Genomic DNA, 26860 nt, shown 5'->3' with positions numbered 1-26860 from the left:
CTTACCCGGCCTACTACAGAGGGGGAGATTAAACCCGGCTACCCCACAGGTCATACTCATCCGCGTTTTCAACCTTCACGCGAATAATATCACCCGGCTTAACGCTGGTTTCGCCGTTCAGGTACACCGCACCGTCGATTTCAGGGGCGTCCGCCATGCTGCGGCCAATCGCGCCTTCTTCATCCACTTCGTCGATGATAACCATAATCTCGCGGCCCACTTTTTCCTGCAGACGCTCGGCAGAGATCTGCTGCTGCAGCTGCATGAAGCGGTTCCAGCGCTCTTCTTTCACCTCTTCCGGCACCTGGTCCGCCAGCTCGTTGGCGGTTGCGCCTTCTACCGGGCTGTACTTGAAGCAGCCGACACGGTCCAGACGCGCTTCTTTCAGGAAGTCGAGCAGCATCTGGAAGTCTTCTTCGGTTTCACCCGGGAAGCCGACGATGAAGGTGGAGCGCAGGGTCAGATCCGGGCAGATCTCGCGCCACTGCTTGATACGCGCCAGCTGGCGGTCAACGGAGCCAGGACGCTTCATCAGCTTCAGAATGCGCGGGCTGGCGTGCTGCAGCGGGATATCCAGGTACGGCAGAATTTTGCCTTCCGCCATCAGCGGGATGACGTCGTCAACGTGCGGGTACGGGTAGACGTAGTGCAGACGCGTCCAGATACCGAGTTTGGACAGCTGCTCGCACAGGCCCACCATGCTGGTTTTCACCGGCTCGCCGTTGTGGAAACCGGAGCGGTGTTTAACGTCTACACCGTAGGCCGAGGTGTCCTGGGAGATAACCAGCAGCTCCTTCACGCCCGCGTCGGCCAGACGTTTGGCTTCCGCCAGCACTTCACCAATGGGACGGCTCACCAGATCGCCACGCATGGACGGGATGATGCAGAAGGTGCAGCGATGGTTGCAGCCTTCGGAAATTTTCAGGTACGCGTAGTGGCGCGGCGTCAGCTTCACGCCCTGTTCCGGCACGAGGCTGAGGAACGGGTTGTGCTTGGGTTTTGGCACGTAGTGATGAACATGTTGCAGCACCTGCTCGTAGCTGTGCGGGCCGGTGATCTCCAGCACCTTCGGGTGCACTTCGCGGATCTGGTCTTCTTTCGCGCCCAGACAGCCGGTCACGATCACTTTGCCGTTTTCCGTCAGGGCTTCACCGATGGCTTCCAGTGACTCCTGAACCGCGCTGTCGATAAACCCGCAGGTGTTAACGATCACCATATCGGCGTTGTCGTAGCTTGGCACCACGTCATAGCCCTCGGTGCGCAGTTCGGTCAGGATGCGTTCTGAATCCACCAGGTTTTTCGGGCACCCTAATGATATAAATCCAATCTTAGACATTTTTTTGTACAATCAGTTGCTCACTTTGCCGGGGATTATATAGATGCCGCAACTTTATAGCTACATCAGGTGGTCAACAGATCGCCAGGACAAAGGGACAACCAGAAACAGGCAGCTTGCAGCCGCGAAAGCATATGCGGCTGATGCTGGGCTGGAAATGGATGAGATCGAAGACCCAGGCGTCAGTGCCTTTCGTGGCAAGAATACCAACTCAGGAAAATTAGGGGTTTTATAGATGCTGTTAAACAAGGAGCTATTGCCTCTGATTCCTGGCTATATGTGGAAAATCTGGACCACATTACAAGACAGAATGTTACAACTGCACAGAAACTTTTTATTGAATTGTTAGAGTTAGGTTTGACACTCGTCACAGGCATGGATAAGCGGGTATATACACTTGATTCTGTGAACAAAAAACCAACAGAATTAATGATTTCACTATTGCTGTTCAGTCGTGCCAATGAAGAATCAGAAACTAAGTCTCAACGTACTTTAGGTAATGTTGAAACGTTAGTAGAACGCCATAAAAATGGATTGCCAGTTAACATAAAATCCGTAGGTCGCCACCCATTCTGGATTGATGATTCAGGATCGCAATACGAAGCGGTGAAAAACATCCTACTTATTGGAATATTGCACGTGAAGCGATTGATATGTTCTTGTCCGGCAGTGGTGTATACAGTGTAAAAAATATCTTGATCAGAAGTATTCAAATGGTCTGAAAGGTAAAGAGTGGGACTATCAGGTACTAAAAAAATGCGTGATAACCGTGCTTTAATTGGTGAACGTATTGTAACTATAAAGGGCATTCCTTATAAATTAGAAAATTACTATCCTTGGTTATGTAAAGATGAAGCAGAGTTTTTGTTACTGGAAGAAAGAAAAAACAAAGCAACTATAAATCGGAAAAAATTCTGTAGATAATAGAAAATTACTTTCTGGTCTATCGATACTCAAATGTAATAAGTGTGGCGGTACTATGCATTCATTTATGAATCATGGCAAAGCACGATACATCTGTACAAACGGAGTACATCTACAAAAGGGGTGTTCAGGTTGGTCAATCACAGCACAATTAGTTGAACACTGTACTATGATTGCACTATTAATTGGCTACATGGATAAAAGTAGGAGAAGTGGTACTGATACAACCGTATTAGAAGAAGAACTCAATAAAAAAGAAACCTTGATCAAAGATTTAGATACTCAAATTTCTAATATTGTTATTGCAATAGCTATTGCACCTGATGTAAGTTCTTTGGGTCATTCTTTGAACGAAATTAATAGCAAGAGAAAGGAACTTGTTTTATCCGTAGAGAAACTGAAAGAAAGATTAGTTTCATTGCAAGGAAAAGGTTCTTTTGAAGTAGATATCATGGAGTTTCTCATCCTTATTCAATGGGCTGTTTTTATAAATATGGAAGATAATGATAGGGATAAGATCAGAAAAGTTATTGATGCAATTATAGAATATATCGTGGTAGATAAAACAGAGGAATGTATAACTATAAGAATTAAATATTATGGTAATGATGAAGTTTTGAAGTTTTGGTGTTTGGTGGCGTTGATAGAAAACCACATTGGCGGTTTGATATCGATTTTGATACAGGGAAAGAGGGGACACTAACAGTACTTGAAAATGATCATAATGAAGATGCCTGAAATCCAAAAGGCAGTAGGTTACTTGCGAAAATTAAAAGAAAGCTATGTAGCAATGTATGATACTCCTGTAACTTTGCTTTTCGAAGTTGGTTATCCAGAAATTAAAGGTACACAATTTTGGCCTAATACTGGAAAGCACGAGAAATTAACGATTGCTTTTGAAGGTGTGGTATACACTATTTCATTTAATGGTAGATTGCCTAAAGCGATTACAAGTGCACTCGAAACGACAGGGTTAACTCGTCAACAATTTATTGAAAAATTCAAAATACATTAAACATTATAGCTCCAACTATTTTTATTAAGCCCCTCTAGGGGCTTTTTGTACTTATTTTCACTCTCATAAATAAAATATACTCATGGTTACTAATGAACAGATAATTCGTGAGTAACAGTACTAAGCCCGTAAGTATCGGGGTTTATTGTTTATGTACTTTGGCAATACTTTTGAGGAATATACTTATCAATACCATTCTGTTCAAATACTATTGAAATTTATAGTTCTTAGAAATTTTCAATTAAAAAAATTAAGTGTTTGAAAGTCGCATGGATAAAGGCCTGGAGGGGGATCGGCCTATTCCAACCCAAAAATAATGCTTGCCGAAATAAAAATGTTTGGGATAATAAATTTCATCAAGCGGTGGTTTGATGATTTATCTGTCGTAATCGGGTCGCCTCTTACCTTCATAGGCTAGGCCTGCCACATGAAAATGAATAAAACAATAGAAGTACCTCAAACTGTTTTTATTACTATCCAGCTGTAAAATAGTTGGGGTGAATGATATGGTAGTTTAGGGTAATCTCCAATATATATTTTAATTCAATCAATAGAAAAGGTAATAACTATGTTAGAAATGAAATGTCCAAAATGTAATGGTGATACTGAATGTGGTGAAGTAATGACAGTGAATGATAACTTTGGTATTCAATGTACTAATGATAAATGTGGTTATTACTTTGGTATTCATATAAGTAATGGTGAATTAGGTGGTAAAGTTAATGATGGTAATCGTACTGGTACTATCATTGGTTACCATCCAAGTGGATTACCATTAGTTGAATGGTGTGATGGTACTATTACACAGTTTGAACCATTAAAGTAGTTATTCAAAATGGAAAAATAATGCCGTACACCGTTACGGCTTTTTTACGTCTAAAGGAAATACAGTGGCAAAAGAATCAATAGATAGCAGGTAAAATATTAGAATTAATTACTGGTTATAACTACATAACAGACCATTTGTGAAGTAAATTCAATAAACACTCCTATAATAATCATCACGGGAGTATTCAAATGGTAGATTGGTTAATCACTTCTTTAGTACTGATCATTGGCGTTATCATCATGGGTACAGGATTCATCCAGTACTTATTACTTGGTTGGATGCTGTACCTACTAATTATAGTGGTTTTATGGATTATCGCCCGTATCTGGCAGTTTCCCCAAAAATTAAAAGATAAATAAAAAGTAGAAAGAACACAATTCGGTACTAGTTATTAGCAGTTTTTGGGATGTTCAAAAATCATGAGATACTATATAGTATATAGAACATTCGTTCTACCATGATAAAAATCCTCCAAATGCTTAAAGTAAACCCCATCGCAATGGCGGTTTTTTTGGGTTCATTTTATTCTGAAAAATGTATAGCAATATTCAAGGTACACTCGATGAAAGATAAAAAAGAGAAACAAATAAATGTACGTTTATCTGAGTCACATCTATTAGCACTACAAAAATTTGTCGATGAAGGAAAAGCAAAGTCACAAAGTGGTGCTTTAGTTTACTTAGTTAATCAGTACATGATTATGGGTAAGTAACGTTTGATACTATCGTAAAAAATATTTTGCAGTACTAACAAGGATTAGTTAGCATATTTGTAAATGGATTTATAAAATGGAATATTTCAAACAAACTCAATATGAAAATTATGAAGTAAGTAACTACGGTACTGTACGTAATACTAAAAATGGTAAAGTACTAGAAGGTGGTATCAGTAAAAGCAGTGGTTATCGTAAGGTATCACTATCAGTTGTTAATAAGGGTAGTAAGAAAACAGTAACGCATGAGGTACATCGCTTAGTAGCTGAAACATTCTTAGGGCAACACAAGGGATTAGTTGTAGATCATATTGACGATAACCCACTAAACAATGAAGTAAGTAACTTACGATGGATAACACAATCAGAGAATATTCTTAAAGCCAAACGTAAGTAAATCGAACGCCAAAAATTATTGGAAGAACAGAAGCAAGATATCCGAAATTCTGCATTTGTTGGTGAGAAACTATGTCAGTACTTCAATACTAAGTTTAATCGTAACATTTCCCGTGCTGGTTATCGTAGTATTGTTAGAAATAATTAAGAAAAAAGCCTGAATGCTAGGAACACATCAGGCCAGTATTAATTAACCTTTTACAATGTGTTTATTATGACAAAACATATTCAAGTTTTGATAACAGAAGTATAAAGGCACTAATTAGTCAGTGCAAGCTATATAAAGATATCCCATGTGAAAATATCAAGAACATTATGAAGGATTCAATAGCTAAACTTAATGTGAGAGATAAAATTAGTGTATATGATTTGTTTACAGTATTGAGTAATGAGGATGAAATTCGAAATGATTTACTATTCAGTACTGTCAATGCTATTAAAGTACAACAGAATAAGAAACAAGTAAAAGAACGTATGATAAGCTACTACGGGGCAGCGATCATGGATGCAGCAAAACGAATAGAGCAGTATATGATGGAGCACCCAGACGCACTACCAGCACCAGCACATAGACAAAGAACGCTAACGTATAAAGAGGTAGATAAACTATTAGAGCTACGAAAACAAGGTAACTATATTGATGACATGATTGAGTACTTAAAGAGTTTGCGTTAATTGTGCCTTAATACGCATAGTTCCATGCCGTAATACGGCAAAAAAAAGCTCCTGAAACCCGCGTCTTATCGTCAATACGGCAACTAAGTATAGAGATACGAAATCCATTCCATTTCATTCCATGTATTTCTTTCTCTATCAGTATTCAATGAAACTGTGACTTGCGTCACGAATACTACTCGTCGAGAACTCCTCGTAGTATTGGTTAGTAACTTTGCGTTTTTCTCTGCTATCGCATCAAAAACCCGCAAGCGTTTTTTCTCGCTTTCGCTCAGACAAGTAACAGTACTGTCAAAGTAACAAAACCCCAAGAGCTACTATCAAAGTAATTATTCAAAGTATTTGTGAGTCGCCACGGAGTCACACCTGAACGAGTCACCCGCACACGCAGCCGCCCACAGAGGGCATTACTAACAAAAAGGAATATCTAATGAAACCTAACTGGAAACGCGGCCAGTATTGACTTTATTAAATATTTCTCTAAGGGGGTTCACTTTTTTATTTAGTCTGGAATAATAAACTTATCAAACACACACGAGGATGATAGAAATGACTACATACACAAAGATTTATGGGCGATATGCCGTTAACGATGATTATAAAGATACGGTTATATTATATGATGGAATTACTAACCAGCAATTACCATCAGATGCACAAATCAATTTACCAGTTAGTGATATCCAGAAAATGTTTGAACAGGCATATAATAGGAAAGGTGATTCAGATATTTTCGATAACTAATTCACTACTAGATATGAATTAGAAGATAAAGCCGCAATTTATATGCGGCTTTTTTACTGGACATAACCTGTATGCTAATAATCCCAATTATATGTACTTACCAAACAGTGTAATACCTACTGGACGGTACTGAGTAGTAGAGAGGCCAGCCAGTTGGCAGGGATGCTTAAAGATTCATTGTATTAATTTAATTGCTTACAGCCTCATCTAAGCATTATCAGTAAATACATTGAAGGGGTAGCGGTACTAATCTAATAACAAGATTTACATATGCTTAGAACAGAATTTCAGACTTACGAAGATGATTCATTTTACTTTCTATATGTTACAGACAAAATCAGAGTAGAAACTGATGGCGATAGTGGTTTGGTACTAGAACTACATGGTACATATAAAAAAGAAACTATTGATATGTACTGCTACTTAGAACTACAAAATGATGAGGCTGCTTACTTCCAGCAGCTAACCGTCAACCCTGAACTAGAAACAACCATAAGGGCAGTGAAGACATTATACAGCCATTTAAAGAGGCAATATTCCGATGATTACCCAAGTGATAAATGGCTATACAAATAAACCATGCTATTAGTATAAATTAACCTTTTGAACAGTTAATTTTATCAATCGTAACTTTTAATTGATCTTTGGAAATAATTCTACTCCTCGGTCTAAATTTATCCGATTTACGAAAAATAGCTAAGCCAACAAATTCAATTAACAAGTAAATTAAAAGTAGAGGCGAACCTACAAGATAAATAGTCGCTTTTGATATTGGAAATTCTTTATTAAAAGGGAAAAGTTCATTTATGATCAATGCGAAAACGAAAAAAACGATCATGTATAATATAATATTAATGCGGTTGCATATTGACAATACAACTTCATTAATTGAGAATCTATTATATTGTTTGTCTGTCTTATAGAAGTGAATTTTATGAAGATTACCAGATACAAAGGGTTCAAGCATATCAATATTATATTCCCAGTTTTCTTGCCAGTACTTGCTAGCCTTGATTATACGTCGCCAAAAGTTACATAATGATACTCCGATAACCGCTAAACAAGTCATTGTTAATATCATGATAAACTTAGTGCTTTCAGTTGTTGTTTCTTTGAAATACACAGAAAAGCAATAAGCAATCGCAGCAGCAAGCACTGATAAAAAACCTAATATGTATCCAGAACGCTGCCAATAAAGACCAATCTCAAATTTACGTATGTCATGTGATCTCTCAAAGGCATTTTTAATTTTTTCTATATCCAGATTATCCGCATTAATAACACCATTATGATTGCGGGTCTTATCTAGGAGTAGCTCAAAGTAATCAACATTACGTGAAATGATCATATATACTCGTTTATCTTCATAAAAGAACTTGATATTAACCATTTAAAGTGGAGGCCACTCTAAACGAGGTCATGGTTCCAAACTATTCCGGGGAACCAGAAAACAGAACCTTGATTAGTACTAAAATTGCAACGATAAACAGCACTATATTGATTCCCAATAATACTAAGTTTTTTTTTTTAATTCCATTGTTGATAAAACCCACAACTAAATCATTTGAACGATTATTGTACTTTACCACTGTAAACGCAATCAAGTACACTCACAACCTCACAACCTCACAACCTCACAACCTCACAACCTCACAACCTCACAACCTCACAACCTCCACGATGGGTAGGTTTGTTTAAGGTGTGGGTGTGGCGTGAAGCTATCACATGATAATCCTCAGTACTGATTTTCTACTATTCATTTCGCATGTAAGTAAAGAAATTCCACTTAAGGCCGATACTATCCATGATGGGAAATCTGTTGTTCATTTCCTAACTATCATTTCTTGTAGCTTATAAGGAAGAAAATGAAAAAATTATTATTGGCAGTACTATTCATGGCCGGTTCATCACAGGCCGCTACTATCTCTGAGGGTTTTTACTGTGACAGCTACGGAAATCTGATGAAGATGATTAGTGCTATCTCGACTAAAGATCAGGGTGTGATGTTGAAGATGGTCAAAGCTGGTAGTTGCGTTACGGTTGAAGAACCTATGACGATACGTAACGTACAGGTTATGGATCATGGGTTCATGTCGTTCGGTCATTCGGGCGAGGTAGGGTATTCAGTACAACAATTCATTAAGGACTGATGAAAATAGTTACGGTATAAACTACAGATAATCTATAAGGTTTAACAATGGGAAGGATTATAGCTGTTGTATTGGTGTTGATAGCATTATTCATCAAACTCGCGGGTGGTGATGACAAGCATGAAACACAAGCCGAAGAACCATCTAACAAGCTTACAGAGCAAGAGTTACAGGATGCTAAGGATTTCGCTCAGGCTCTTATCCAGCGTGATTACACATGCGATAAAGTCACAACGTTTAGCAATGCGAACTTCTCAGGCCGCATAGACGTATGGTGTGATGATCAGTACCAGTATGAGATAACAAAGCCTGGTGGACGCTGGAAGGTTGTAGCGAAATAACTTAAAAAACCACTACAATGATGTGGTTTTTCATTGTCATCCCTAAACCACCTCTTGGGAGGTGGTGATTGATCCTGTAAGGCTATAGCCTGAAGAATGCCCATGTCGGAATATCTCTTCTTACTCACCACAAGTAAAAGGAGACAGACTGACATGGGGCTTTACAGGAGTTCATCACATGTATATTGGCGTTGCAAATACCACATAGTCTGGACGCCAAAATATCGATTCAGGATCCTCCAAGATAAGCTGGGTAAGGAGCTTTACAGGACAATCTACATTCTCTGCGGAATAAAAGATTGTGAGGTTCTGGAGTTAAATGTTCAACCAGATCATGTACATCTTGTTGTAAGCGTCCCACCTAAAATCTCAATATCAACCCTGATGGGGCATCTGAAAGGCCGCAGTGCCATCAGACTCTACAATCGTTTTCCACATATCAGGAAGAAGTTATGGGGAAACCATTTTTGGTCACGCGGCTACTTTGTCGATACGGTAGAGGTAAACGAAGAGATCATCAGACGATATGTGCGGCATCAGGAGAAAACGGAACAAACGCACGAACAGCAGATGGAATTGCTAGAGTAGAAACAGGAAGGAAACAATAGCTCCCCTTACAGGGGGCATTCTAGAAAGCCACCTTCTAAGAAGGTGGTCTTTTACTTCTTACCAAATGGTACAAAGATTTCATCGAAAGATGAACCATTAATTGTATCCATGTAATCGCTAACTCTTCGTAATGCCTCTTTATATTGTTCCCTATCTTTACCTACTTCTTTATATTCCCCAATTAGCAACAGTTGTTTCGAGTTTTTAATTGTTTTATTAATTGATGAAATATATTTTATTAAGATGTCATTGAACTCTTTTAATGAGTAATTTGTTGAAATTTCAAATCCCCAAATCTGTAAATGCAATTCATGAGCATGCATTTCTAACATTACTTCTCTGAGTTTTTCCTTTTCAATATTTAACTTTTCAATAGTTTTATTATAAATGCTTTCATTAATAATGACTTTTTTCGTTATAAACAACTCCTCAATAATGATATTGATTTTCACAGCTTCTACAGCTATTTCTTGGATTTTATCAATGATAGCTTCACACTTTTTAAACCCTTTATCATTTACTTTGCTTTTTATCCATTTTGTCAATTGATACGCTGAATACACAGCCAAAGATAAAGCACAGGCAGCTACAATCGCTGAAAAGCCTGGAGCTGTAATTTTTTTTGGGGTCTTATATAAAACCCAAGTGATAAATTCTGTAAGAAACACCCCAACAATCATCCAGCTTATATGGGACAGTTTAAAGTTTTTAAAAAGTCCTTTAGCCCACTGTTTCATTCTTCCTAAATACCTTTACATTAAATGGTAAATGGTATTTTATGGCAAGAATTACAAAAAAGGAATCAGCATTACACATTCAAGTAATGGATCTCATCCACTCAGATAAGCAACTAACCCAAGACGATAAAGAGTTTATCTTCAACAACTACAAAGGCGATGGTATAGGGGCTACTGGTGCTTTCTTCATACCTGAAATGCTCGCATGGGATTTCATACTTGATGCTGGTTGTACTGGTCAATGTAATGTATTGAACTTTGTGCGGGTATAGGTCGCCTCAGCTACTACCAGTACTTGAGAAACAAGCCAACACACATTACCTGTGCTGAGCTGAATCCAGAGTACGTAATGATCGGAAAGAGGGTACTACCAGAGGCAGAATGGATCATTGGTGACGCTCTCCAGTACTCACCAGACCGTTTCTATGATGTTGCCTATGACAATCCACCTTTCAGCAAGATCAACACATCAGAAGCGTATACAGGCCGTTACACAGGCTCAGAATTCGAATACAAGGTGATTGAACATGCGAGTACTTTCTCATCCAATGGGGCATGGATTGTACCGCAAGGTTCAGCAGGGTTTAAGTACACTGGACATAAGTACTATGACGCTTCAGTACAGACAGCCACAGCCAAGTACCAGAAGTTTGTTAATGATACAGGGTACACGTTTCAACTCGGGGTGGGTATTGATACCAGTATCTACAAGGATGAATGGAACGGTACTAAGGTAATCTGTGGGGTTGTGACGGTTGAGTACTGAAAATGTGATTTTAAGCAAGCGTAACGCTACATGTTGTGTCTATACTTACTTATTGCACCACATGGTGTATTTCACACAGCAGGTAATTTGTATGGGTAAGAACCAACATGTAGTAACGCATCCTGATGGATGGGCTGTAAAAGGTGAAGGTAATGAACGAGCAACTTCTGTACATTCAACGCAAGCTGAAGCTATAGAAGCTGCTCGTGAGATAGCTCGACATCAACAAAGTGAATTGTTAATTCATGGACGTGATGGGCAGATTCGTTCTCGTGACTCATATGGCAACGATCCATATCCGCCTAAGGGATAAATTTCAGTAAAGCAAAAGAGGCCGATGGCCTCTTTTTTTTGTCTTTTCAATAGATAACGGTGAATGAAGATTAATCAGGCGGATTTTATTTCTTGATTCTTAGGGCAGCCCAGGGAGACGAAGCCGATTTTCGGCTGGTGCGTAACATTGCTCATAGGTTAAAAATTCATCAATTATGGAGTTATCAGGGCGGGATTTTACAGCGTATCGCGGGGGATTTATACACTCTTTGCAAGGCGGATGCGTCGGGCCGAGGTTGTAACATTGTAAATTATGTTAATCAGTTAATAAAAATTGATCCCAGGCATTAAACTGTACAAAAAATGAACTTATCCTGACAATGCACCATGGCTGACAGAGGAGGAAAGAGCATGACCGTTGACAGACTTAAACGCGATCTGCTGAACAAGCTGATCAACGCCCGAATCGACCTGGCCGCGTACCTGCAGTTGAGGAAGGCAAAAGGGTATATGTCAGTCAGCGAAAGCGAACATCTGCGTGATAACCTGTTTGAACTGTGTAATTTCATGCGTGAAAAAGCACCGACCCTGAAGGCGAACGGCGGCGAAAGTGAAGAAATAGCGCTGCGCCGCGCCGCCGAGGTGCTCTCCATAGCAGGGGTGTGTCTGATGAACGGACGCCACGACTGCCCGAACTTTATCGCCGTAAACGCGGAGAAGCTTGAAAACTGCCTGACAACGCTCTCTCTATGCATCATGTGTCTGAACGAGCACAAACAGCTTGAACAGCACTGATCCCGGGGGAGGCAACTCCCCCTTCTGATTAAGCTTTTGTAAAAGTGGTAACGCGCCCGGATGCAGTGGCTAACCTTTATGCCATATGCCGATAAAGGAGCGCGTTATGCCTCGATCCTCGCTGATTTTCCTGCCTGCGTTATTCATTCCATTTTCGCTTCTTGCTGCGCCAGAGGCGGTCAAGGTCGAGGTGCTGCAAAATAAACTCGATCACCCCTGGTCTCTGGCGTTTCTGCCGGACAATCAAGGCCTGCTGGTGACCCTGAAGGACGGTCAGCTCAAACGCTGGCAGGACGGAAAAGGGTTGTCCGATCCGATTATCGGCGTGCCGAAGGTCTGGGCAAACGGTCAGGGAGGGCTGCTGGACGTGGTCCTCGCCCCGGATTTTGAAAAATCACGCCGCGTCTGGCTGAGCTTCGCCGAAGCAGGGAGTGACGGCAAAGCCGGGACGGCGGTGGGCTATGGCCGGCTAAGCGACGATTTTACGCGTATTGAAGCCTTCCAGGTGGTGTTCCGCCAGATGCCGAAACTCTCCACCGGGAACCATTTTGGTGGACGACTGGTGTTTGACGGCAAAGGTTCTCTCTTTATCGGACTCGGCGAGAACAATCAGCGTCCGACGGCGCAGGATCTGGATAAATTGCAGGGTAAAGTGGTGCGCCTCACCGAAGACGGGAAAGTCCCGTCGGATAACCCCTTTGTGAATACCCCCGGCGCGCGGCCCGAAATCTGGTCTTACGGCATTCGCAACCCGCAGGGGATGGCGATGAACCCCTGGAGCGACACGCTTTGGCTGAACGAGCATGGCCCGCGCGGCGGGGATGAGATCAACATTCCGGAGAAAGGTAAGAACTACGGCTGGCCGCTGGCCACGCACGGCATTAACTACAGCGGCCTGAAAATCCCGGAAGCCAAAGGCGAGCACGTTGAGGGCACCGAGAAGCCGCTGTTCGTCTGGAAAGTCTCACCCGCGGTGAGCGGCATGGCGTTCTACAACAGCGACGTTTTCCCGCAGTGGAAAAACAAGCTGTTTATTGGGGCGCTGAAGGAGAAGGACGTGATCGTGCTGAGCGTGGAGGGAAACAAGGTGACGGAGGACGGGCGCATTCTGGGCGACCGGGACCAGCGTATTCGCGATGTGCGGGTCGGGCCGGATGGGTATCTGTATGTCCTGACCGACGAGACGGACGGGCAGCTGTTGAAAGTCAGCCCGTCCGGAGCGTAATCAGGTGACCGGGATCATCACCACGTTGCGGTACGCCGGGCGATCGCTCAGCTGTTTAAGCCAGCGCTCAAGGTGAGGGCGCGGCGTCCACTTCAGACCCATGTTGGTCAGGTTCCAGACGAACGGCGCCACGGCGATATCGCCTGTGCCGAACGCCTCGCCGGAGAACCATGCGTGCTTCGCCAGCTCGTCATCCATCATCGCAAACAGATTTTCGCAGGCATCCTGCGCGGCGTGAATTGCGGGATAGTCGCGTTCAGCTTCCGGCGTGCGGATAAGCCCCATCAGGATCACGCGGTGGGTCGGGGATAACGTCTGGTTTGCCCAGTCCATCCACTTTTCGCCCTGAGCGCGCCGGGCGGGGTTTTCAACCCACAGACGGCCCTGACCGTACTGCGCGGCGAGGTAACGCACAATGGTGTTGGACTCCCAAAGCGTCGCGTCTGTTTCATCATCGCGCAGCAGCGGCACCAGACCGTTCGGGTTCATGGCCAGATAGTCTGCCTCTTTGTTCACGCCGAACGACATGCCAGCCATGATTTGATTGAACGGTAAATCCAGCTCTTCCAGCGTCCAGAGCACTTTCTTAACGTTGGTCGAATTATTTCTGCCCCACAGCGTAATCATATTTACTCCCGATGAGATGTGAATCCGAGTCAGCCTTTCGCCATGGTGAGATAAACCTAACAATTACGCAACAGAAGACAAAAAAATCGTCTTAATCAAAGCGTATCTGAATGTTATTGCATAAACTTTAATAACTTTACCCTCGTTGGGTTTCTTTAACGGTTTTAGTGCGCTATTACTCATCGCTTCTTGCGACACGGTGATGTGACGTAATTTTTGAATGGACACTCGGGTGGCATTTATGACGCGTAAAATGACTTCTCTGCGCAGCCTGGCGACCGGCTCTGCGCTTATTTTCCTGTTTGCACCAACGCTCTACGCAGCTGAACAGGCTGCGCCCGAAGCGCCGCCTGTGGATGCGCGCGCCTGGATCCTGATGGATTATTCCAGCGGTAAAGTGCTGGCGGAAGGGAATGCGGATGAGAAACTCGATCCGGCAAGCCTGACCAAAATCATGACCAGCTATGTGGTGGGCCAGGCGTTAAAAGCGGGCAAGATTAAGCTGAACGATATGGTGACCATCGGTAAGGACGCGTGGGCGACCGGCAACCCGGCGCTGCGCGGGTCATCGGTGATGTTCCTGAAGCCGGGCGATCAGGTTTCCGTTTCCGATCTAAACAAAGGGGTAATTATTCAGTCGGGAAATGATGCGTGCATCGCGCTGGCCGATTATGTTGCCGGCAGCCAGGATTCTTTCATTGGTTTGATGAATGGCTACGCGCAAAAGCTGGGCCTGACCAATACGACCTTTAAAACGGTTCACGGTCTGGATTCGCCGGGACAGTTCAGTACCGCGCGCGACATGGCGCTGCTGGGGAAAGCGCTGATCCACGACGTGCCGGATGAATACGCGATCCACAAAGAGAAAGAGTTTACGTTCAACAAAATCCGCCAGCCGAACCGCAACCGCCTGCTGTGGAGCAGCAACGTCAATGTGGACGGGATGAAAACCGGCACCACGGCGGGTGCCGGTTATAACCTGGTGGCCTCCGCGACCCAGGGCGATATGCGCCTGATTTCGGTGGTGCTGGGCACCAAAACCGACCGTATTCGCTTTAATGAATCAGAAAAACTGCTGACCTGGGGCTTCCGCTTCTATGAAACCGTGACGCCGATTAAACCGGATGCCACGTTCGTCAGCCAACGCGTCTGGTTTGGCGACAAGAGCGAAGTGAACCTGGGCGCGGGTGAGGCGGGCTCGGTGACCATTCCGCGCGGTCAGCTGAAAAACCTGAAAGCCAGCTACACCCTGACCGACCCGCAGCTCACCGCGCCGCTGAAAAAAGGCCAGGTGGTCGGAACCATTGATTTCCAGCTCAACGGTAAGTCGATTGAACAGCGTCCGCTGATTGTGATGGAAGCGGTGGAAGAGGGTGGCTTCTTCAGCCGGATGTGGGATTTCGTGATGATGAAATTCCACGGGTGGTTTGGCAGCTGGTTTAGCTAAACTCGATGGGTTTTCTCCCTCTCCCTGTGGGAGAGGGCCGGGGTGAGAGCACCAGACCGCACCCCGTTTAATACATCAACTTCACCTGCTGCGCCTTCGCGTGGGCCACGATCTCGTCGTCCGGGCGGCAATCGCTGACGATGGCATCGAACTGCGCAAGCTCGCCCATTCTTGCCGAACGTACCTTACCAAACTTGCTGTGATCGACTACCAGCACATGGTACTGCGCGGCGCTCAACGCCCAGTGCTTCACCGGCAGCTCTTCCAGATTAAAGCAGGTCGCGCCCTGGCGCACATTAACGCCGGCGGCGGAATAAAACGCGATATCCGGACAGAGATTGCTGAGCGTGTCCTGCAGGTTAAGCGGCTTAAAGATGGCGTTGCTGGCGTGAAACTCGCCGCCGCATAGGATCACCCGGCACTCGGGTTTCTCCTGAAGCGCCAGAAAGGTGTTCAGGGAGTAGCAGACGGCGGTGAACGGAATGCTGCTGTCGATGGCCTCGATAATCCACGGCGTAGTGGTACCGCAGTCAAAAAACAGCGTCTGGTGCGGCTGTACCAGTGAGGCTGCAAGCCGCGCGGCTTTGCGTTTCTCTTCCACCAGGCGCGTCTTCTGGTCGCTGATCAGATAATGGCTGGCGCTGCGCGGCTCAAGCACAATATACCCGCCCAGCAGCACGACGGGCGCGCTCTCGCTATTCAGATCCCGACGAATGGTCATCTCTGAGACGCCGAGGAGGTTGGCGGCTTCCTTAAGATGCAGCTTATCGCTGCGCTTCAGCGCCTGTAGCAGCTGAGCAATGCGGTCATCGCGACGTGTTTCCATAGTTCCTCGGGATAAAAAAGTGAACCCCCGCAGGGCGGGGGTTCAAGTGTAACCTGTCAGGTTGGGGTTAGTCACGTATCCAGCCTTTGCGGATCGGGATAGCGAAAATGGCACGATAGAGTGAAGACAGCGTGCGGTAGAGCGCTTCACCGAAGAGACTCCACAGGATAGCCGCGCTCACGCAGCCAATCAGCCCGACCAGGAAACCGCCCACCATATCCAGCGGCCAGTGAACACCCAGGTAAATGCGAGACCAGGCGATTGCCAGGGCTGCCACCATCAGGACCGCACCAGACCACAGGCGATGCCAGAACAGGAAAGCCAGTGCGAAGGTGAAGATCACCGTACCGTGATCGCTCGGGAACGAGTCATCCGGCGCGTGGTGCAGGAAGGTATAGCCCACGTGAGCCACAAAAGGACGGGGGTGCGGGAACACATGACCCAGTGCGAAGCTCACCAGAACGCTCACGCCCAGCGCCATCGCCACTTTGATCACCAGCTGGCGGTGCGCTTTCACCTGGCTACGAGGTCCCCACAGCCAGAGGATGGCGGCCAGCGCGGGCACGATGCTGATCAGATCTTTTGCCAGGAAGGTGGCAAAGTCGATCATCCACTCAGGCGAGGCCGGGGTGGCGTTGATCAGATAAAACAGCTGATAATTCAGATTCTCTAACATAGCGTTATCACTCTTTAGCAAACCGGGTGGAAATAAGGCCGTAGACCACCACCTGAGAAAACCAGACCCACCACCCAGCCCACAGGTTGTGAGAGAAAAAATGCGCCCCGCGCATGATCTGGCCGTAGCCCATCACCAGGCCTAACACCACGCCCAGCGCGACGAAGGACCAGGCGAGACGCGGACGCTCGCGCCAGAAGGCAAAAAACAGCCCCATCACCATAAAGCCGCTGGAGGCGTGACCGCCGGGGAAGCAGCGCCCCGGACCGCTGTCAGCAGGGACGGCGCTGAACAGGGGATAAGAGACAGCTTTACCGCCATATTCCACCAGATCCCACGGGCAGCTGTGATGGCTCACGCTTTTCAGCACGCCTACCACCAGCGCACCAACGCCCATCAGCAGCGCCGCCGTGACCAGCCTTGCGTTACGCTTGTAAGCGCCGTAAAACAGCGCCACGGCACCTAAGGCGATGGCAATGTACTTCGCCAGACGGTGGTTCAGCAGATCCAGCAGATGATCTTTCTGCAGTGGAAAGCTCTGCGTTGCCGCGTCATACCAAAAACCGGTGAGCCATCTGTCGAGCGCTTCATTGCGTGATAACCACGTGAAAAGCACGGCAAGGACGAACAGTACGAAAAGCTGATAACCATAAAAGCGGCCCGGCAAGCGGTAAAGTCGTTTTGTCTTATTTGTCTGTAAGTTAGACAATTCTGAACGGCTGGAAGTGAGTGCCATAATTTGGGGTCGTTGACGAGTAATGGGGCTATCATAAATCTGTCAACTTAAGGAAACCTTAAACGAAGACGATATGTGCTTTATTTCTGTTTATCCTCGATAAATCACTATCTCGGGCTGCGGCATTTCATTAAACTCGTCGCGATTTTGTCATTATAAAGAGATTGCATGTTAAACCGTTCTTCTTCTGGTTCACGTCTGGGTCGTCAGGCGTTGCTTTTCCCTCTGTGTCTGGTGCTCTACGAATTTTCTACCTATATCGGCAACGATATGATCCAGCCCGGTATGCTGGCCGTAGTGGCGCAGTACAACGCGGGAATCGAGTGGGTACCGACCTCCATGACCGCCTATCTGGCCGGCGGCATGTTTTTGCAGTGGCTGTTAGGTCCGCTGTCGGATCGTATTGGCCGTCGTCCGGTGATGCTGACGGGCGTGGTGTGGTTTATCGTCACCTGTCTTGCCACGCTGCTGGCGCAAAACATTGAACAATTTACCCTGCTGCGCTTCCTGCAGGGGGTGAGCCTGTGCTTTATCGGCGCCGTGGGGTATGCCGCCATTCAGGAGTCGTTTGAAGAGGCGGTGTGCATCAAAATTACCGCGCTGATGGCGAACGTGGCGCTTATCGCCCCCTTACTCGGGCCGCTGGTGGGGGCCGCGTGGGTGCACGTTGCGCCGTGGGAAGGGATGTTTGTGCTCTTTGCGCTTCTCGCCGCCTTCGCGTTCTTTGGCCTGCACCGTGCGATGCCGGAAACGGCCACCCGCATCGGCGAGAAACTCTCGCTGAAAGAGCTGGGTCGGGATTACAAAGAAGTGCTGAAGAATGGCCGCTTTGTGGCGGGCGCGCTGGCGACCGGGTTCGTTAGCCTGCCGCTGCTGGCGTGGATTGCCCAGTCGCCTGTTATTATCATCAGCGGTGAAAAGCTCAGCAGCTATGAGTATGGTCTGCTGCAGGTGCCGATCTTTGGCGCGCTGATTATCGGGAACCTGGTGCTGGCACGTCTGACGTCACGACGCACCGTGCGTTCACTGATTATCATGGGCGGCTGGCCGATTGCGGCAGGGCTGATTCTGGCAGCGGTGGCGACCGTCGCGTCATCCCACGCTTACCTATGGATGACTGCAGGGCTGAGCATTTACGCCTTCGGAATTGGCGTGGCGAACGCCGGGCTGGTGCGCCTGACGCTGTTTGCCAGCGAGATGAGTAAAGGCACGGTGTCAGCGGCGATGGGGATGCTGCAGATGCTGATTTTTACCGTCGGTATCGAGGTGAGCAAGCATGCCTACGCGATGGGCGGCAACGGGCTGTTCAGCCTGTTTAACCTCGCCAACGGCGTGCTGTGGGTTGGCCTGATGGTGGTGTTCCTGAAGGACAAACGCGTCGGGAACGCCCTGCAACCATAATCTTTTTTCCCTCTCCCCTTTGGGGAGAGGGCCAGGGTGAGGGGTGAGGGCACCAGACCGCACGCGGTCAATTAAACGGCGCCTCCCCGTTCAGCACCTTATCAATCACATCCAGCACGCCTTCATCGTTATTGTGCGGCGCTTCAAAACGCGCCGCCGCTTTAATATGCGGTCTGGCATTCGCCATCGCAAAGCTGAACCCGGACTGACGCAGCATCTCCACGTCGTTGCCGCTGTCGCCGAAGGCCACCACGTCGCTGTCGTCAATGCCCCAGCGCTTTTGCAGGATCCGCAGACCGTTGGCTTTATGCACGCCGGGGATGATCAGGTCGATACTGCCGTGACCGGTGGTGACGGGCACCATGATGTCGCTCAGCTTTTCATGCAGCAGCGCCTGAATCCGCGGAATTTCATCGTCAGACACGTTAAGTCCGAACTTGAAGAAAATATCGTTCAGGTTGTCAAAATCACTCACCATTTCCAGACGGTGATAGTACTTCGCCGCGATATCCTTAAAGCCCTCGTCATAGCATTTCAGCGTGTACGCGCTGCTCTTCCCGCAGGCGATGATCTCAATACCCGGCACGTCGCTTAACACGTTCGCGACCGTGTCGAAATGGGCTCTCGACAGTTCACCGTTAAAGACATCTTCTCCTTCGCTCACGACCCAGCCGCCGTTCTCGGCGACGAACGCAATTTCATGCGCAATCTCCGGGAAAAAGGAGATTAACTGGTAGTACTGGTTGCCGCTGGCGACCACAAAGCGAATGCCTTGCGCCTTCATGCGGGCGTACTGCGCCAGAAAGCGCGGGCGATTGTAAGTCTTGGCATCACTCAGGAATGTGCCATCCATGTCGACGGCGATCAGTTTAACGCTCATATCCCTTCTCCAGTGTCGTTTGATTCGTTTCCGGCTTTGCCACCGCGCGCGCCACCAGTGCCGCGACGATCACCAACCCTAACACCACCAGCATGGCGCTGCGCAGTCCGTAGTGCTCACCGAGGAAGCCGAGCAGCGGCGGCCCGACCAGGAAAGCGAGATAGCCGGTTGTCGCCACCACGCTGACGCGCGTCGGGGCATCCGGGCCGGTGTCGCTGGCGGCGGAGATGGTCAGCGGGAAGCCGAGGGACGCGCCCAGCCCCCAGAGGATCACCGAGACGCCGGCAATCCAGTCCACATCGACAAAGATGATCATCGCAATACCCAGGCCGCCCAGCAGGGCGCTGGCGCGCACCACCGCCACGCGGCTGTAGCGGTCGATAAACCAGCCGCCGGTGAAGCGACCCACGGTCATCCCCAGCGTAAACCCGGCGTAGATCAGCGAGCCGGAGGTCGGGCTAAAGCCGTGGCCGTCCACCATCAGCAGCGGCAGCCAGTCGTTGGCAGACCCTTCCGCGAACGCCATCGCCAGCACCACCACGCCGATCAGCATCAGCTGGAAGTCGCGGTAGAAGGGCAGCCCTTTTTCGGCCGAGTGCTGTTCGTCAGTGGAGTTTTTGCCGTTACCGTCCGGGATCGCCCGGATGCCGGTAATAATCGGAATAATGCACACCAGCGCCACCAGCAGAATATGCAGATTGGCGCTCACGCCGGTGGCCGTCAGCGCCATCCCCACGCCGGCACCGGCCAGCGTGCCGAGGCTGTAAAAGCCGTGCATCATCGGCAGCACGGTTTTGTTCATCTCACGTTCGACCGACGCCCCTTCAACGTTGATGGCAACTTCTGCAGAACCGAAGCTACCGCCATATATCGTCAGCCCCAGGGCGAAGAGCACCGGTGAGGCAAACCACAGCGCGACGCTCAGCACGATCATCCCGAACACCGCGAAGCACATGGTAGTGCGGATCACCGCCCGCGTACCGAAGCGCTTCACCAGCCACGCGGAGCAGAGAATGCCGCTCATGGAGCCTATCGACAGGCCAAACAGCACGATACCCATCTCAGCGGTAGAAACGGACAAAATATCGCGAATGGCGGGGGTGCGCGTGGCCCAGGAGGCCATCAGCAGACCGGGAATAAAGAAGAACATAAACAGCGCCCACAGGCGGAGCTGCAGGGCTTTACGGGGAGAGGTCAGCGTCATTGGGTAGCACCAGAAGTACAACAATAGCGACAACACTAGCAAGTTTGTGTACATTTGTACATAAACCACGTGAGGAATTTATGAGCAGACCACCAAACGATCCGCATCGCCGGGAGAAGATCCTGCAGGCAACGCTCGATACCATTGCCGAGCACGGGATCCACGCCGTCACGCACCGTAAAATCGCTACCTGCGCGGGCGTGCCGCTGGGGTCGATGACCTACTATTTCGACGGCATGGAGCCGCTGCTGGAGGAGGCCTTCACGTGGTTTACCCGCCAGATGTCGCAGCAGTACCGGGATTTCTTTGCCGGCGTCACCGGGCCGGAGATGGCATGCGAATCCATCACTACCCTGATCCACAGCTCGCAGGTGACCACGCCGCACAACATGGCGCTGATGTACCAGCTCTACGCCTTTATGCACCGCAGCGCGGCGCTCAAAACGGTGATGCAGGACTGGATGAAGATGAGCCAGACCACGCTGGAGCAGTGGTTCGACCCGGTCACCACCCGCGCGCTGGATGCGTTTATCGAAGGGATGACGCTGCACTATGTCACCGACCGGACGCCGTTAACCCGGGAGGAGATTCGGGCGATGGTGGGGAGGATTGCGGGCGAGGGCAAAGGCTAGGTTGCGCCCGCGGTCATATTGACGGTAGTTCCCGTGATGGCACCTGCCGCATCTGAGGCCAGAAACGTAATCGTGTCTGCTACCTGCGCCAGCGTCGGCAGGCGATGCGTCAGGGTACTTTGCGCGGCACCGCCGAGAAATTGCTCAATCGTTATCCCCATCGCCTGCGCCTTGGCGGCAAAAATGGCCCCCACATACGAACCCGCCTGCACCGCATCGTCTATCGCGTGCGAACGCAGACACAGCACGCGAATATTGTGTGTCCCCAGCTCAGCCGCAAGCGCCCGGGTCAAGGCTTCCGTTCCCGCGCAGCCGACGATATGCCCGAGGTGGCCCGCCATCGCCATGTTTGCGGCGGGGGCGACGACGGTAATTATGGTCCCGCCATGCTCGCCGCCCATGCGGGATGACACGGCTTTCGCAATGTTAAAGTACGCGGCCAGGAAAGGGTCGAAACCCTGCCTGAACTCGCCGAGCGTTAACGCCTCAAGGCGTTTACCCTGATCGTGCATAAAGCCCGTGGCGTTGACGACGATATCAATGTGGACAAGGTCGGGGAGCTGCGAGGACTCCTCAAGCGCATCGAAAATAAACGTGCTGGCAGAACCGCCCGCTGCGCGAATACGGCTGGCGACCTGCTCCAGCCTGGTGTGGCCACGTGCGGCGAGGTATACATCCGCTCCTTCACGCGCCAGAGCGTGCGCAGTTGCGCTGCCGATAGCGCCGCTGCCGCCGAAGATGACGGCGGTTTTGTTTTTAAAGCCCATACCCGCATACCCTCACCAGACTTAACCCTCAAAAGTATGTGCCGGGTTTCGGCGGATGCAACCTGGCCGTTGGGTGGGGCATGCGGTTGGCAGATCTTACCTTGCCATTATCAATGGGTTACTTTGGCGAGATTTTTTTCCCGCTGGCGTCTACGACGGCTTCGCCATCCTCTTTCGTAAACGCTCCTTTTTGCGCGTCCGGCAGAATATCGAGAACGACTTCAGACGGGCGGCACAGGCGGGTGCCCAGCGGCGTCACCACGATCGGACGGTTAATCAGAATCGGGTATTGCAGCATAAACTCGATTAGCTGGTCGTCGGTGAAGCTATCTTCTGCAAGGCCGAGCTGTTCATAGGGCTCCACGTTTTTACGCAGCAGATCCCGCACCGAAATGCCCATATCGGCAATCAGGGTGGTCAGCGTATCGCGCGACGGCGGGGTTTCCAGATAGAGGATAATCTCTGGCTCCGTGCCGCTGTTGCGGATCATCTCCAGCGTGTTGCGCGAGGTGCCGCAGGCGGGGTTGTGATAGATAGTGATGTGGTTCATAGCAGTGGCTCATTACAGTGTGAAGGAGAGACGTAGCGCCAGCGCGGCGAGCGTCACAAACAGAACCGGCAGCGTCATAATGATGCCCGTCCGGAAATAGTAGCCCCAGGTAATCGTCATGTTTTTCTGCGCCAGTACGTGGAGCCAGAGCAGGGTAGCGAGGCTGCCGATAGGCGTGATTTTCGGGCCCAGATCGCAGCCAATCACGTTGGCGTAAATCATCGCCTCCTTAATCAATCCCGTTGCCGTGCTGCCCTCAATGGAGAGCGCGCCAATCAGCACCGTGGGCATATTGTTCATTATGGATGACAGGAACGCGGTGATGAACCCGGTTCCCAGCGTGGCGGCCCACAGCCCGTGTCCGGCCAGGCTATCCAGTACGCCTGAGAGATATTCCGTCAGCCCGGCATTGCGCAGGCCATACACCACCAGATACATCCCCCAGCGAAAGGATGAAAAGATGGCGGCAATCCACAAAGCAGTGGACGAATGCAGCACAGAGCATCCGTTCTTTTATGAAGATGGGGCCGATAACCATCTTAATCCCAAAATCGGTGCGGACTGGCAACTATGCGGGCAGCAAAAACGCGTGGTGACGCCGGGACAGTACTTAAAATACAATCTGACTGGAACACTGCACTGCGGAATGGGCAAAGTAAGCTACGTGGGCGGTACCAGCAAAAGTCCGGCGCTATTCATCTGCCTGCTGAAGCGGCTTAAAGTGACGTACCGACGGGCGAAAACCAACGCGCTGATCGTGCATAATTACATTATCCGCAAAAGCCGGGAAACACAGCGCCGGTTGAAGGATAACCCGAAGTTCAAGGTCATTTATCAGCGGTTTACTCGCCATGGGTGAATCATGTGGAACGGCTATGGTAGGCACTTCATGACAAAATAACGCGCAATCATCAGTGTCGCTCAATGTAGCAACTGTTGAAAGAAGTTCGCCATTTTATGGAAACCACCAGCCTGTTCCGCGGAGATAAACATGGGCTGGTAAAAGTGTAGCGGTATTCGGCGTAGCTATTTAGCTACACTGTTTCCCTGTGCATTATTTTGATGTATAAGGTCAATCAAATGAGACAAAATCCATCAGTGGAGGGTAGTTTTTGGTTAGGGCAAGATGCTGTTTTTACTCGGAGACTATCAAGCTAATTTCGCTCATTTAGCCTAGGTTTTAGTCTAAAAATGTCTTACCCAGATTGCCATATAACCTTAAATTTTCTTTCGAAATTTAAGGTTATATGGAAAATTAAAAAGATTACTTTAGAAAATTAATGCTGTATGAATCGCATGATTATCATCAAAAAGTGATTTTAAAAGCATATGTAAATAGTAAGTAAAGTGCCCACTATGTTCACTTAGTTCAGTATATAATGGCACATCAAGGCGATCTTCTTTTGTTTTTATATTATCGAGCAACAATCTTTGTTCTTTATTACTTATATTATTAAGAAAGTAATCATAATATCCAAATATTCTTTCCAATACATCATAGCCTTTTGTGTTTATTTTTTCATCATATATCTCAAATATTCTTTCAAGCGGAGCCGTATCGAGTAATGATGACAGCAATAATACTCGAGAAGAAACGTCCTGCTCTTTATCTGATGCATAACCAATCGCTATAATGCCTGCAAAGTATAATATTTTTCTTGAAAACCTTAATTTTATATTCCTTATACCCCAAGATTTTCCATCAGAATCAATTTTGTGTTGAAAATCAGTTGTTATGGTTCGATAATACCTGATGATATCATTGAGTAAATATTTATCTATTTTACCATCGCTGCTTGACTTTAAATATTTATTGATAAGTGTTTTTCTATAAGTTTCAAAAAGGCTGTTATTATAAACGGAGATTCCTTCCAGTAAAAATAACATTCGCCTCGTTAATAATTTATTTGTATCATCAGCCCCACCTATATTTTTCAATAGGCTTTCAAACGAAACAACTTCATCAGCTCCAAAAGTGCCGGTGCTACCAGTATCTTTGGCTACATATTTTTTTACGCAATTATTAATTAATTCCGCTTTTAATTCTATGCTTTCTTTAATATCTTCCTTTTCACAAAAAAGGAAAAGATCAAAATCAGACTCAGCAGAAGCTTCGTTTCTGCCAAATGAACCAGTTGTAACAATTGTATATTCCGCACTGGAATCGTCACCAAGTGCCTCCAAAAGATCTTTTTTTAAACTATCTAAAGTGCTTTCGGAATATTTTATAGCAGAGGAAATTGCTGTATATTTTTCACAAAAATCTTTATATATCATATGGTTATTCCTGTTTGTTTTTGATTAAGCTATATTCCATATAATTTTCTGGAGAAATTTTAGTCTTTTGCTTTGAATTTGTGTATCTCTTATCCAAAGACTTCTCGCTTTTTAATACCTCATATTTTCTTGTTGTATATTCAATCTCATAACTTCTTAAGCAGCTAGGAATATTTCCATTTTTTAGCTCACCCAACCATTTAAAGAGAACTCTGTATTTATCTTTCCATGTGCTTTCTTTAAGCAATAAATCTTTTGTATTGATTTTTCCAATTTCCATAAAAAATATTTGACTTAATTTGTCTGATATGACTCCATGCTTTGTGTTGATATAATTTTGATAGACAAAGTGCTTGGTTTTCCAAAATGAATCAAGCGTATCTAGGCGTTTAATTGTGCTATAACCACTATCTTTTATAAAGAAAGAACGAGCGATAGATATTCTGTTCAAGCTATGTGTTCTGTTAATGCCTTTATATTCAACGCAGCGGATGATTCCATCAATTGTATCGGCATTGATTTTGCTTGAAAAAATATCGATTCCTTCATTGCTTGTCTTATTATTAAGTAACTGCTTGATGAATGTAATATCGAAACCTTTCGATAAGACATCATTGATACCACTACTTTTCCATATACGGCCTGAAATAAGGTCATTTCCTATTTCATGATGCCCATAACCAAACCTCGATTTTATATATGGTTCAGCACTATGTGATAGGGGCATATGCCCAATATCATGAAGTAAAGCAGCTGCTACGATATGCTTTTTTAGCTCTTCATCATATCTTCTTTCTGTTGCTATATAATTAGCAATTCCAGCAACATATAGTGAATGAACCGCGCGATTTCTATCAATCCTTGCCAGTTCACTCTTATCACTGTAATCAATTGCGCCCAAGAACGAAATATCATTCAATCTATTGAATGCTTTTGTTTTAATAATATTATTTATTTCTTCATGCTTCCGAAAATCCTTAATCCAATACGTTATATTTTCTTTTTCTAAATCATCCTCGCTATATGTTGTATTAAATAGATTTTCCATTTTTCAACGCTCTGTTACGGATACAATATGATGTTAACTTTAGCACTTTTGGAGGTACAAGGGCTAGTATTACAACAATAAAAGTAAACTGCTTCATTTCTATAACAAAAGGTGATAAGTCTCCTGTCCAAGCAAATCAACAATCTTACTTTACATAAAGTAAGGTCCGCAAGTCTTTAACTTGTATCCAACTCCTGCGCAGCAGTGTTGGCTGTATGTACAGATAGCATTCGCTACTGCTCTCGGTTGGCTATTTAGGACT

General features: G+C 46.8%; 36 protein-coding genes and 2 pseudogenes. 24 read left to right on the top strand and 14 right to left on the bottom strand.

Annotated features, from left to right (window positions below):
• Positions 1-28: 28 nt before the first annotated feature.
• Positions 29-1336 (bottom strand): 30S ribosomal protein S12 methylthiotransferase RimO, encoded by a 1308-nt coding sequence (gene rimO / locus BM007_RS06015; protein WP_090417628.1) that lies wholly within the window; start codon positions 1334-1336, stop codon positions 29-31.
• Between the two features lie 43 nt (positions 1337-1379).
• Here rimO and BM007_RS23375 point away from each other — a divergent pair, with 43 nt between their 5' ends.
• The 12 genes from BM007_RS23375 (at position 1380) to BM007_RS05985 (ending at position 7207) form a co-directional block, all read left to right on the top strand.
• On the top strand, positions 1380-1571 hold the full coding sequence (locus BM007_RS23375; protein WP_228117515.1) for a recombinase family protein: 192 nt from the start codon (positions 1380-1382) through the stop codon (positions 1569-1571).
• 44 nt (positions 1572-1615) lie between these two features.
• Positions 1616-2023: a recombinase family protein gene (locus BM007_RS23370; protein WP_228117514.1), complete on the top strand. Its 408-nt coding sequence runs from the start codon at positions 1616-1618 to the stop codon at positions 2021-2023.
• A gap of 69 nt (positions 2024-2092) precedes the next feature.
• Positions 2093-2260, top strand: a complete 168-nt coding sequence (locus BM007_RS23365) for a hypothetical protein (protein ID WP_254780641.1) — start codon at positions 2093-2095, stop codon at positions 2258-2260.
• Positions 2261-2315: 55 nt separating this feature from the next.
• The gene (locus BM007_RS23360; RefSeq protein WP_244319943.1) at positions 2316-2963 is read left to right on the top strand and encodes a hypothetical protein; all 648 of its coding nucleotides are present in this window, start codon (positions 2316-2318) and stop codon (positions 2961-2963) included.
• 21 nt (positions 2964-2984) lie between these two features.
• Positions 2985-3275, top strand: coding sequence for a hypothetical protein (locus BM007_RS23355; protein ID WP_244319944.1), 291 nt, complete (start codon positions 2985-2987; stop codon positions 3273-3275).
• Positions 3276-3843: 568 nt separating this feature from the next.
• Complete coding sequence (locus tag BM007_RS22950) at positions 3844-4101, top strand: hypothetical protein (protein ID WP_139210883.1); 258 nt, start codon at positions 3844-3846, stop codon at positions 4099-4101.
• A gap of 191 nt (positions 4102-4292) precedes the next feature.
• Positions 4293-4463: a hypothetical protein gene (locus BM007_RS23205; protein WP_153257551.1), complete on the top strand. Its 171-nt coding sequence runs from the start codon at positions 4293-4295 to the stop codon at positions 4461-4463.
• A gap of 203 nt (positions 4464-4666) precedes the next feature.
• The gene (locus BM007_RS23200) at positions 4667-4816 is read left to right on the top strand and encodes a hypothetical protein (RefSeq protein ID WP_175557786.1); all 150 of its coding nucleotides are present in this window, start codon (positions 4667-4669) and stop codon (positions 4814-4816) included.
• Between the two features lie 76 nt (positions 4817-4892).
• Positions 4893-5213, top strand: coding sequence for an HNH endonuclease signature motif containing protein (locus BM007_RS06000; protein ID WP_090417624.1), 321 nt, complete (start codon positions 4893-4895; stop codon positions 5211-5213).
• 314 nt (positions 5214-5527) lie between these two features.
• Complete coding sequence (locus tag BM007_RS05995; protein ID WP_090417622.1) at positions 5528-5887, top strand: hypothetical protein; 360 nt, start codon at positions 5528-5530, stop codon at positions 5885-5887.
• Between the two features lie 549 nt (positions 5888-6436).
• The gene (locus BM007_RS05990; RefSeq protein ID WP_090417620.1) at positions 6437-6631 is read left to right on the top strand and encodes a hypothetical protein; all 195 of its coding nucleotides are present in this window, start codon (positions 6437-6439) and stop codon (positions 6629-6631) included.
• A gap of 270 nt (positions 6632-6901) precedes the next feature.
• Positions 6902-7207, top strand: coding sequence for a hypothetical protein (locus tag BM007_RS05985; RefSeq protein WP_090417618.1), 306 nt, complete (start codon positions 6902-6904; stop codon positions 7205-7207).
• A 19-nt stretch (positions 7208-7226) separates the two neighbouring features.
• Here BM007_RS05985 and BM007_RS05980 read toward each other — a convergent pair whose 3' ends face one another.
• Positions 7227-7979, bottom strand: coding sequence for a RipA family octameric membrane protein (locus BM007_RS05980; protein ID WP_090417616.1), 753 nt, complete (start codon positions 7977-7979; stop codon positions 7227-7229).
• Between the two features lie 517 nt (positions 7980-8496).
• Between BM007_RS05980 and BM007_RS05975 the strand changes: the two genes are divergently transcribed.
• The 3 genes from BM007_RS05975 to tnpA all read left to right on the top strand — a co-directional run bounded on the left by BM007_RS05975 (position 8497) and on the right by tnpA (position 9710).
• The gene (locus BM007_RS05975; RefSeq protein WP_090417614.1) at positions 8497-8781 is read left to right on the top strand and encodes a hypothetical protein; all 285 of its coding nucleotides are present in this window, start codon (positions 8497-8499) and stop codon (positions 8779-8781) included.
• Between the two features lie 47 nt (positions 8782-8828).
• Complete coding sequence (locus BM007_RS05970; RefSeq protein WP_090417612.1) at positions 8829-9122, top strand: hypothetical protein; 294 nt, start codon at positions 8829-8831, stop codon at positions 9120-9122.
• A 153-nt stretch (positions 9123-9275) separates the two neighbouring features.
• Positions 9276-9710 (top strand): IS200/IS605 family transposase, encoded by a 435-nt coding sequence (gene tnpA, locus BM007_RS05965; RefSeq protein WP_090417610.1) that lies wholly within the window; start codon positions 9276-9278, stop codon positions 9708-9710.
• Positions 9711-9781: 71 nt separating this feature from the next.
• Here the strand turns inward: tnpA and BM007_RS05960 are convergent, their stop codons facing one another.
• A complete protein-coding gene (locus BM007_RS05960; protein ID WP_090417608.1) occupies positions 9782-10468 on the bottom strand; it encodes a hypothetical protein in 687 nt (228 codons plus the stop codon).
• Between the two features lie 41 nt (positions 10469-10509).
• On the opposite strand from BM007_RS05960, the gene BM007_RS23350 reads away from it, so the two are divergent.
• The 5 genes from BM007_RS23350 to BM007_RS05940 all read left to right on the top strand — a co-directional run bounded on the left by BM007_RS23350 (position 10510) and on the right by BM007_RS05940 (position 13527).
• Positions 10510-10740 carry a class I SAM-dependent methyltransferase gene (locus BM007_RS23350; protein ID WP_228117510.1) on the top strand — a complete coding sequence of 77 codons (231 nt, stop codon included), beginning with the start codon at positions 10510-10512 and terminating at the stop codon, positions 10738-10740.
• A 77-nt stretch (positions 10741-10817) separates the two neighbouring features.
• Positions 10818-11234 carry a class I SAM-dependent methyltransferase gene (locus BM007_RS23345; RefSeq protein ID WP_228117509.1) on the top strand — a complete coding sequence of 139 codons (417 nt, stop codon included), beginning with the start codon at positions 10818-10820 and terminating at the stop codon, positions 11232-11234.
• Between the two features lie 91 nt (positions 11235-11325).
• On the top strand, positions 11326-11547 hold the full coding sequence (locus BM007_RS05950; RefSeq protein WP_072051591.1) for a DUF2188 domain-containing protein: 222 nt from the start codon (positions 11326-11328) through the stop codon (positions 11545-11547).
• 371 nt (positions 11548-11918) lie between these two features.
• Positions 11919-12302, top strand: coding sequence for a biofilm formation regulator BssR (gene bssR / locus BM007_RS05945; protein ID WP_024908680.1), 384 nt, complete (start codon positions 11919-11921; stop codon positions 12300-12302).
• A gap of 106 nt (positions 12303-12408) precedes the next feature.
• Entirely contained in the window at positions 12409-13527 is a 1119-nt protein-coding gene (locus BM007_RS05940; protein WP_090417606.1) for a PQQ-dependent sugar dehydrogenase, read from the top strand.
• Here BM007_RS05940 and BM007_RS05935 read toward each other — a convergent pair whose 3' ends face one another.
• Entirely contained in the window at positions 13528-14154 is a 627-nt protein-coding gene (locus BM007_RS05935; RefSeq protein WP_024908678.1) for a glutathione S-transferase family protein, read from the bottom strand. It abuts the gene before it with no gap.
• A 241-nt stretch (positions 14155-14395) separates the two neighbouring features.
• On the opposite strand from BM007_RS05935, the gene dacC reads away from it, so the two are divergent.
• Complete coding sequence (gene dacC / locus BM007_RS05930) at positions 14396-15601, top strand: serine-type D-Ala-D-Ala carboxypeptidase (RefSeq protein ID WP_048990359.1); 1206 nt, start codon at positions 14396-14398, stop codon at positions 15599-15601.
• A gap of 67 nt (positions 15602-15668) precedes the next feature.
• Here dacC and deoR read toward each other — a convergent pair whose 3' ends face one another.
• The 3 genes from deoR to BM007_RS05915 form a co-directional block, all read right to left on the bottom strand.
• Complete coding sequence (gene deoR / locus BM007_RS05925; RefSeq protein ID WP_008503427.1) at positions 15669-16427, bottom strand: DNA-binding transcriptional repressor DeoR; 759 nt, start codon at positions 16425-16427, stop codon at positions 15669-15671.
• A gap of 67 nt (positions 16428-16494) precedes the next feature.
• Positions 16495-17103, bottom strand: coding sequence for an undecaprenyl-diphosphate phosphatase (gene ybjG, locus BM007_RS05920; protein WP_032649343.1), 609 nt, complete (start codon positions 17101-17103; stop codon positions 16495-16497).
• A gap of 7 nt (positions 17104-17110) precedes the next feature.
• Entirely contained in the window at positions 17111-17839 is a 729-nt protein-coding gene (locus BM007_RS05915) for a phosphatase PAP2 family protein (RefSeq protein ID WP_090417604.1), read from the bottom strand.
• A gap of 168 nt (positions 17840-18007) precedes the next feature.
• On the opposite strand from BM007_RS05915, the gene BM007_RS05910 reads away from it, so the two are divergent.
• Positions 18008-19240 (top strand): MFS transporter, encoded by a 1233-nt coding sequence (locus BM007_RS05910; RefSeq protein ID WP_032649341.1) that lies wholly within the window; start codon positions 18008-18010, stop codon positions 19238-19240.
• A 67-nt stretch (positions 19241-19307) separates the two neighbouring features.
• On the opposite strand, the gene BM007_RS05905 is transcribed toward BM007_RS05910, so the two are convergent.
• Positions 19308-20120, bottom strand: a complete 813-nt coding sequence (locus BM007_RS05905; protein WP_090417602.1) for a Cof-type HAD-IIB family hydrolase — start codon at positions 20118-20120, stop codon at positions 19308-19310.
• Positions 20110-21324, bottom strand: coding sequence for an MFS transporter (locus tag BM007_RS05900; protein ID WP_090417600.1), 1215 nt, complete (start codon positions 21322-21324; stop codon positions 20110-20112). The genes BM007_RS05905 and BM007_RS05900 overlap by 11 nt, the downstream gene beginning before the upstream one ends.
• An 80-nt stretch (positions 21325-21404) precedes the next feature.
• Between BM007_RS05900 and BM007_RS05895 the strand changes: the two genes are divergently transcribed.
• Entirely contained in the window at positions 21405-21956 is a 552-nt protein-coding gene (locus BM007_RS05895; protein ID WP_061715684.1) for a TetR/AcrR family transcriptional regulator, read from the top strand.
• Here BM007_RS05895 and BM007_RS05890 read toward each other — a convergent pair.
• From BM007_RS05890 to BM007_RS05880, 3 genes and pseudogenes are all read right to left on the bottom strand, one after another.
• Positions 21953-22723, bottom strand: a complete 771-nt coding sequence (locus BM007_RS05890) for an SDR family NAD(P)-dependent oxidoreductase (protein ID WP_090417598.1) — start codon at positions 22721-22723, stop codon at positions 21953-21955. The genes BM007_RS05895 and BM007_RS05890 overlap by 4 nt on opposite strands.
• Positions 22724-22841: 118 nt before the next feature.
• Entirely contained in the window at positions 22842-23273 is a 432-nt protein-coding gene (arsC, locus tag BM007_RS05885; RefSeq protein ID WP_090417595.1) for a glutaredoxin-dependent arsenate reductase, read from the bottom strand.
• A gap of 12 nt (positions 23274-23285) precedes the next feature.
• A pseudogene (locus tag BM007_RS05880) lies at positions 23286-23714 on the bottom strand (ArsB/NhaD family transporter); the annotation flags it as partial.
• A gap of 7 nt (positions 23715-23721) precedes the next feature.
• On the opposite strand from BM007_RS05880, the pseudogene BM007_RS05875 reads away from it, so the two are divergent.
• Positions 23722-24284 (top strand): annotated as a pseudogene (locus BM007_RS05875) (transposase); the annotation flags it as partial.
• Between the two features lie 258 nt (positions 24285-24542).
• On the opposite strand, the gene BM007_RS05870 reads toward BM007_RS05875, so the two are convergent.
• Complete coding sequence (locus tag BM007_RS05870) at positions 24543-25550, bottom strand: nucleotidyltransferase domain-containing protein (protein ID WP_090417593.1); 1008 nt, start codon at positions 25548-25550, stop codon at positions 24543-24545.
• Positions 25551-25554: 4 nt separating this feature from the next.
• Positions 25555-26598: an HD domain-containing protein gene (locus tag BM007_RS05865; RefSeq protein ID WP_090417591.1), complete on the bottom strand. Its 1044-nt coding sequence runs from the start codon at positions 26596-26598 to the stop codon at positions 25555-25557.
• Positions 26599-26860 lie beyond the last annotated feature (262 nt).

This window comes from Enterobacter sp. NFIX59, from assembly GCF_900113755.1.
GTDB lineage: Bacteria > Pseudomonadota > Gammaproteobacteria > Enterobacterales > Enterobacteriaceae > Enterobacter > Enterobacter pseudoroggenkampii.
This window is presented reverse-complemented; position numbering and strand designations above follow the sequence as displayed.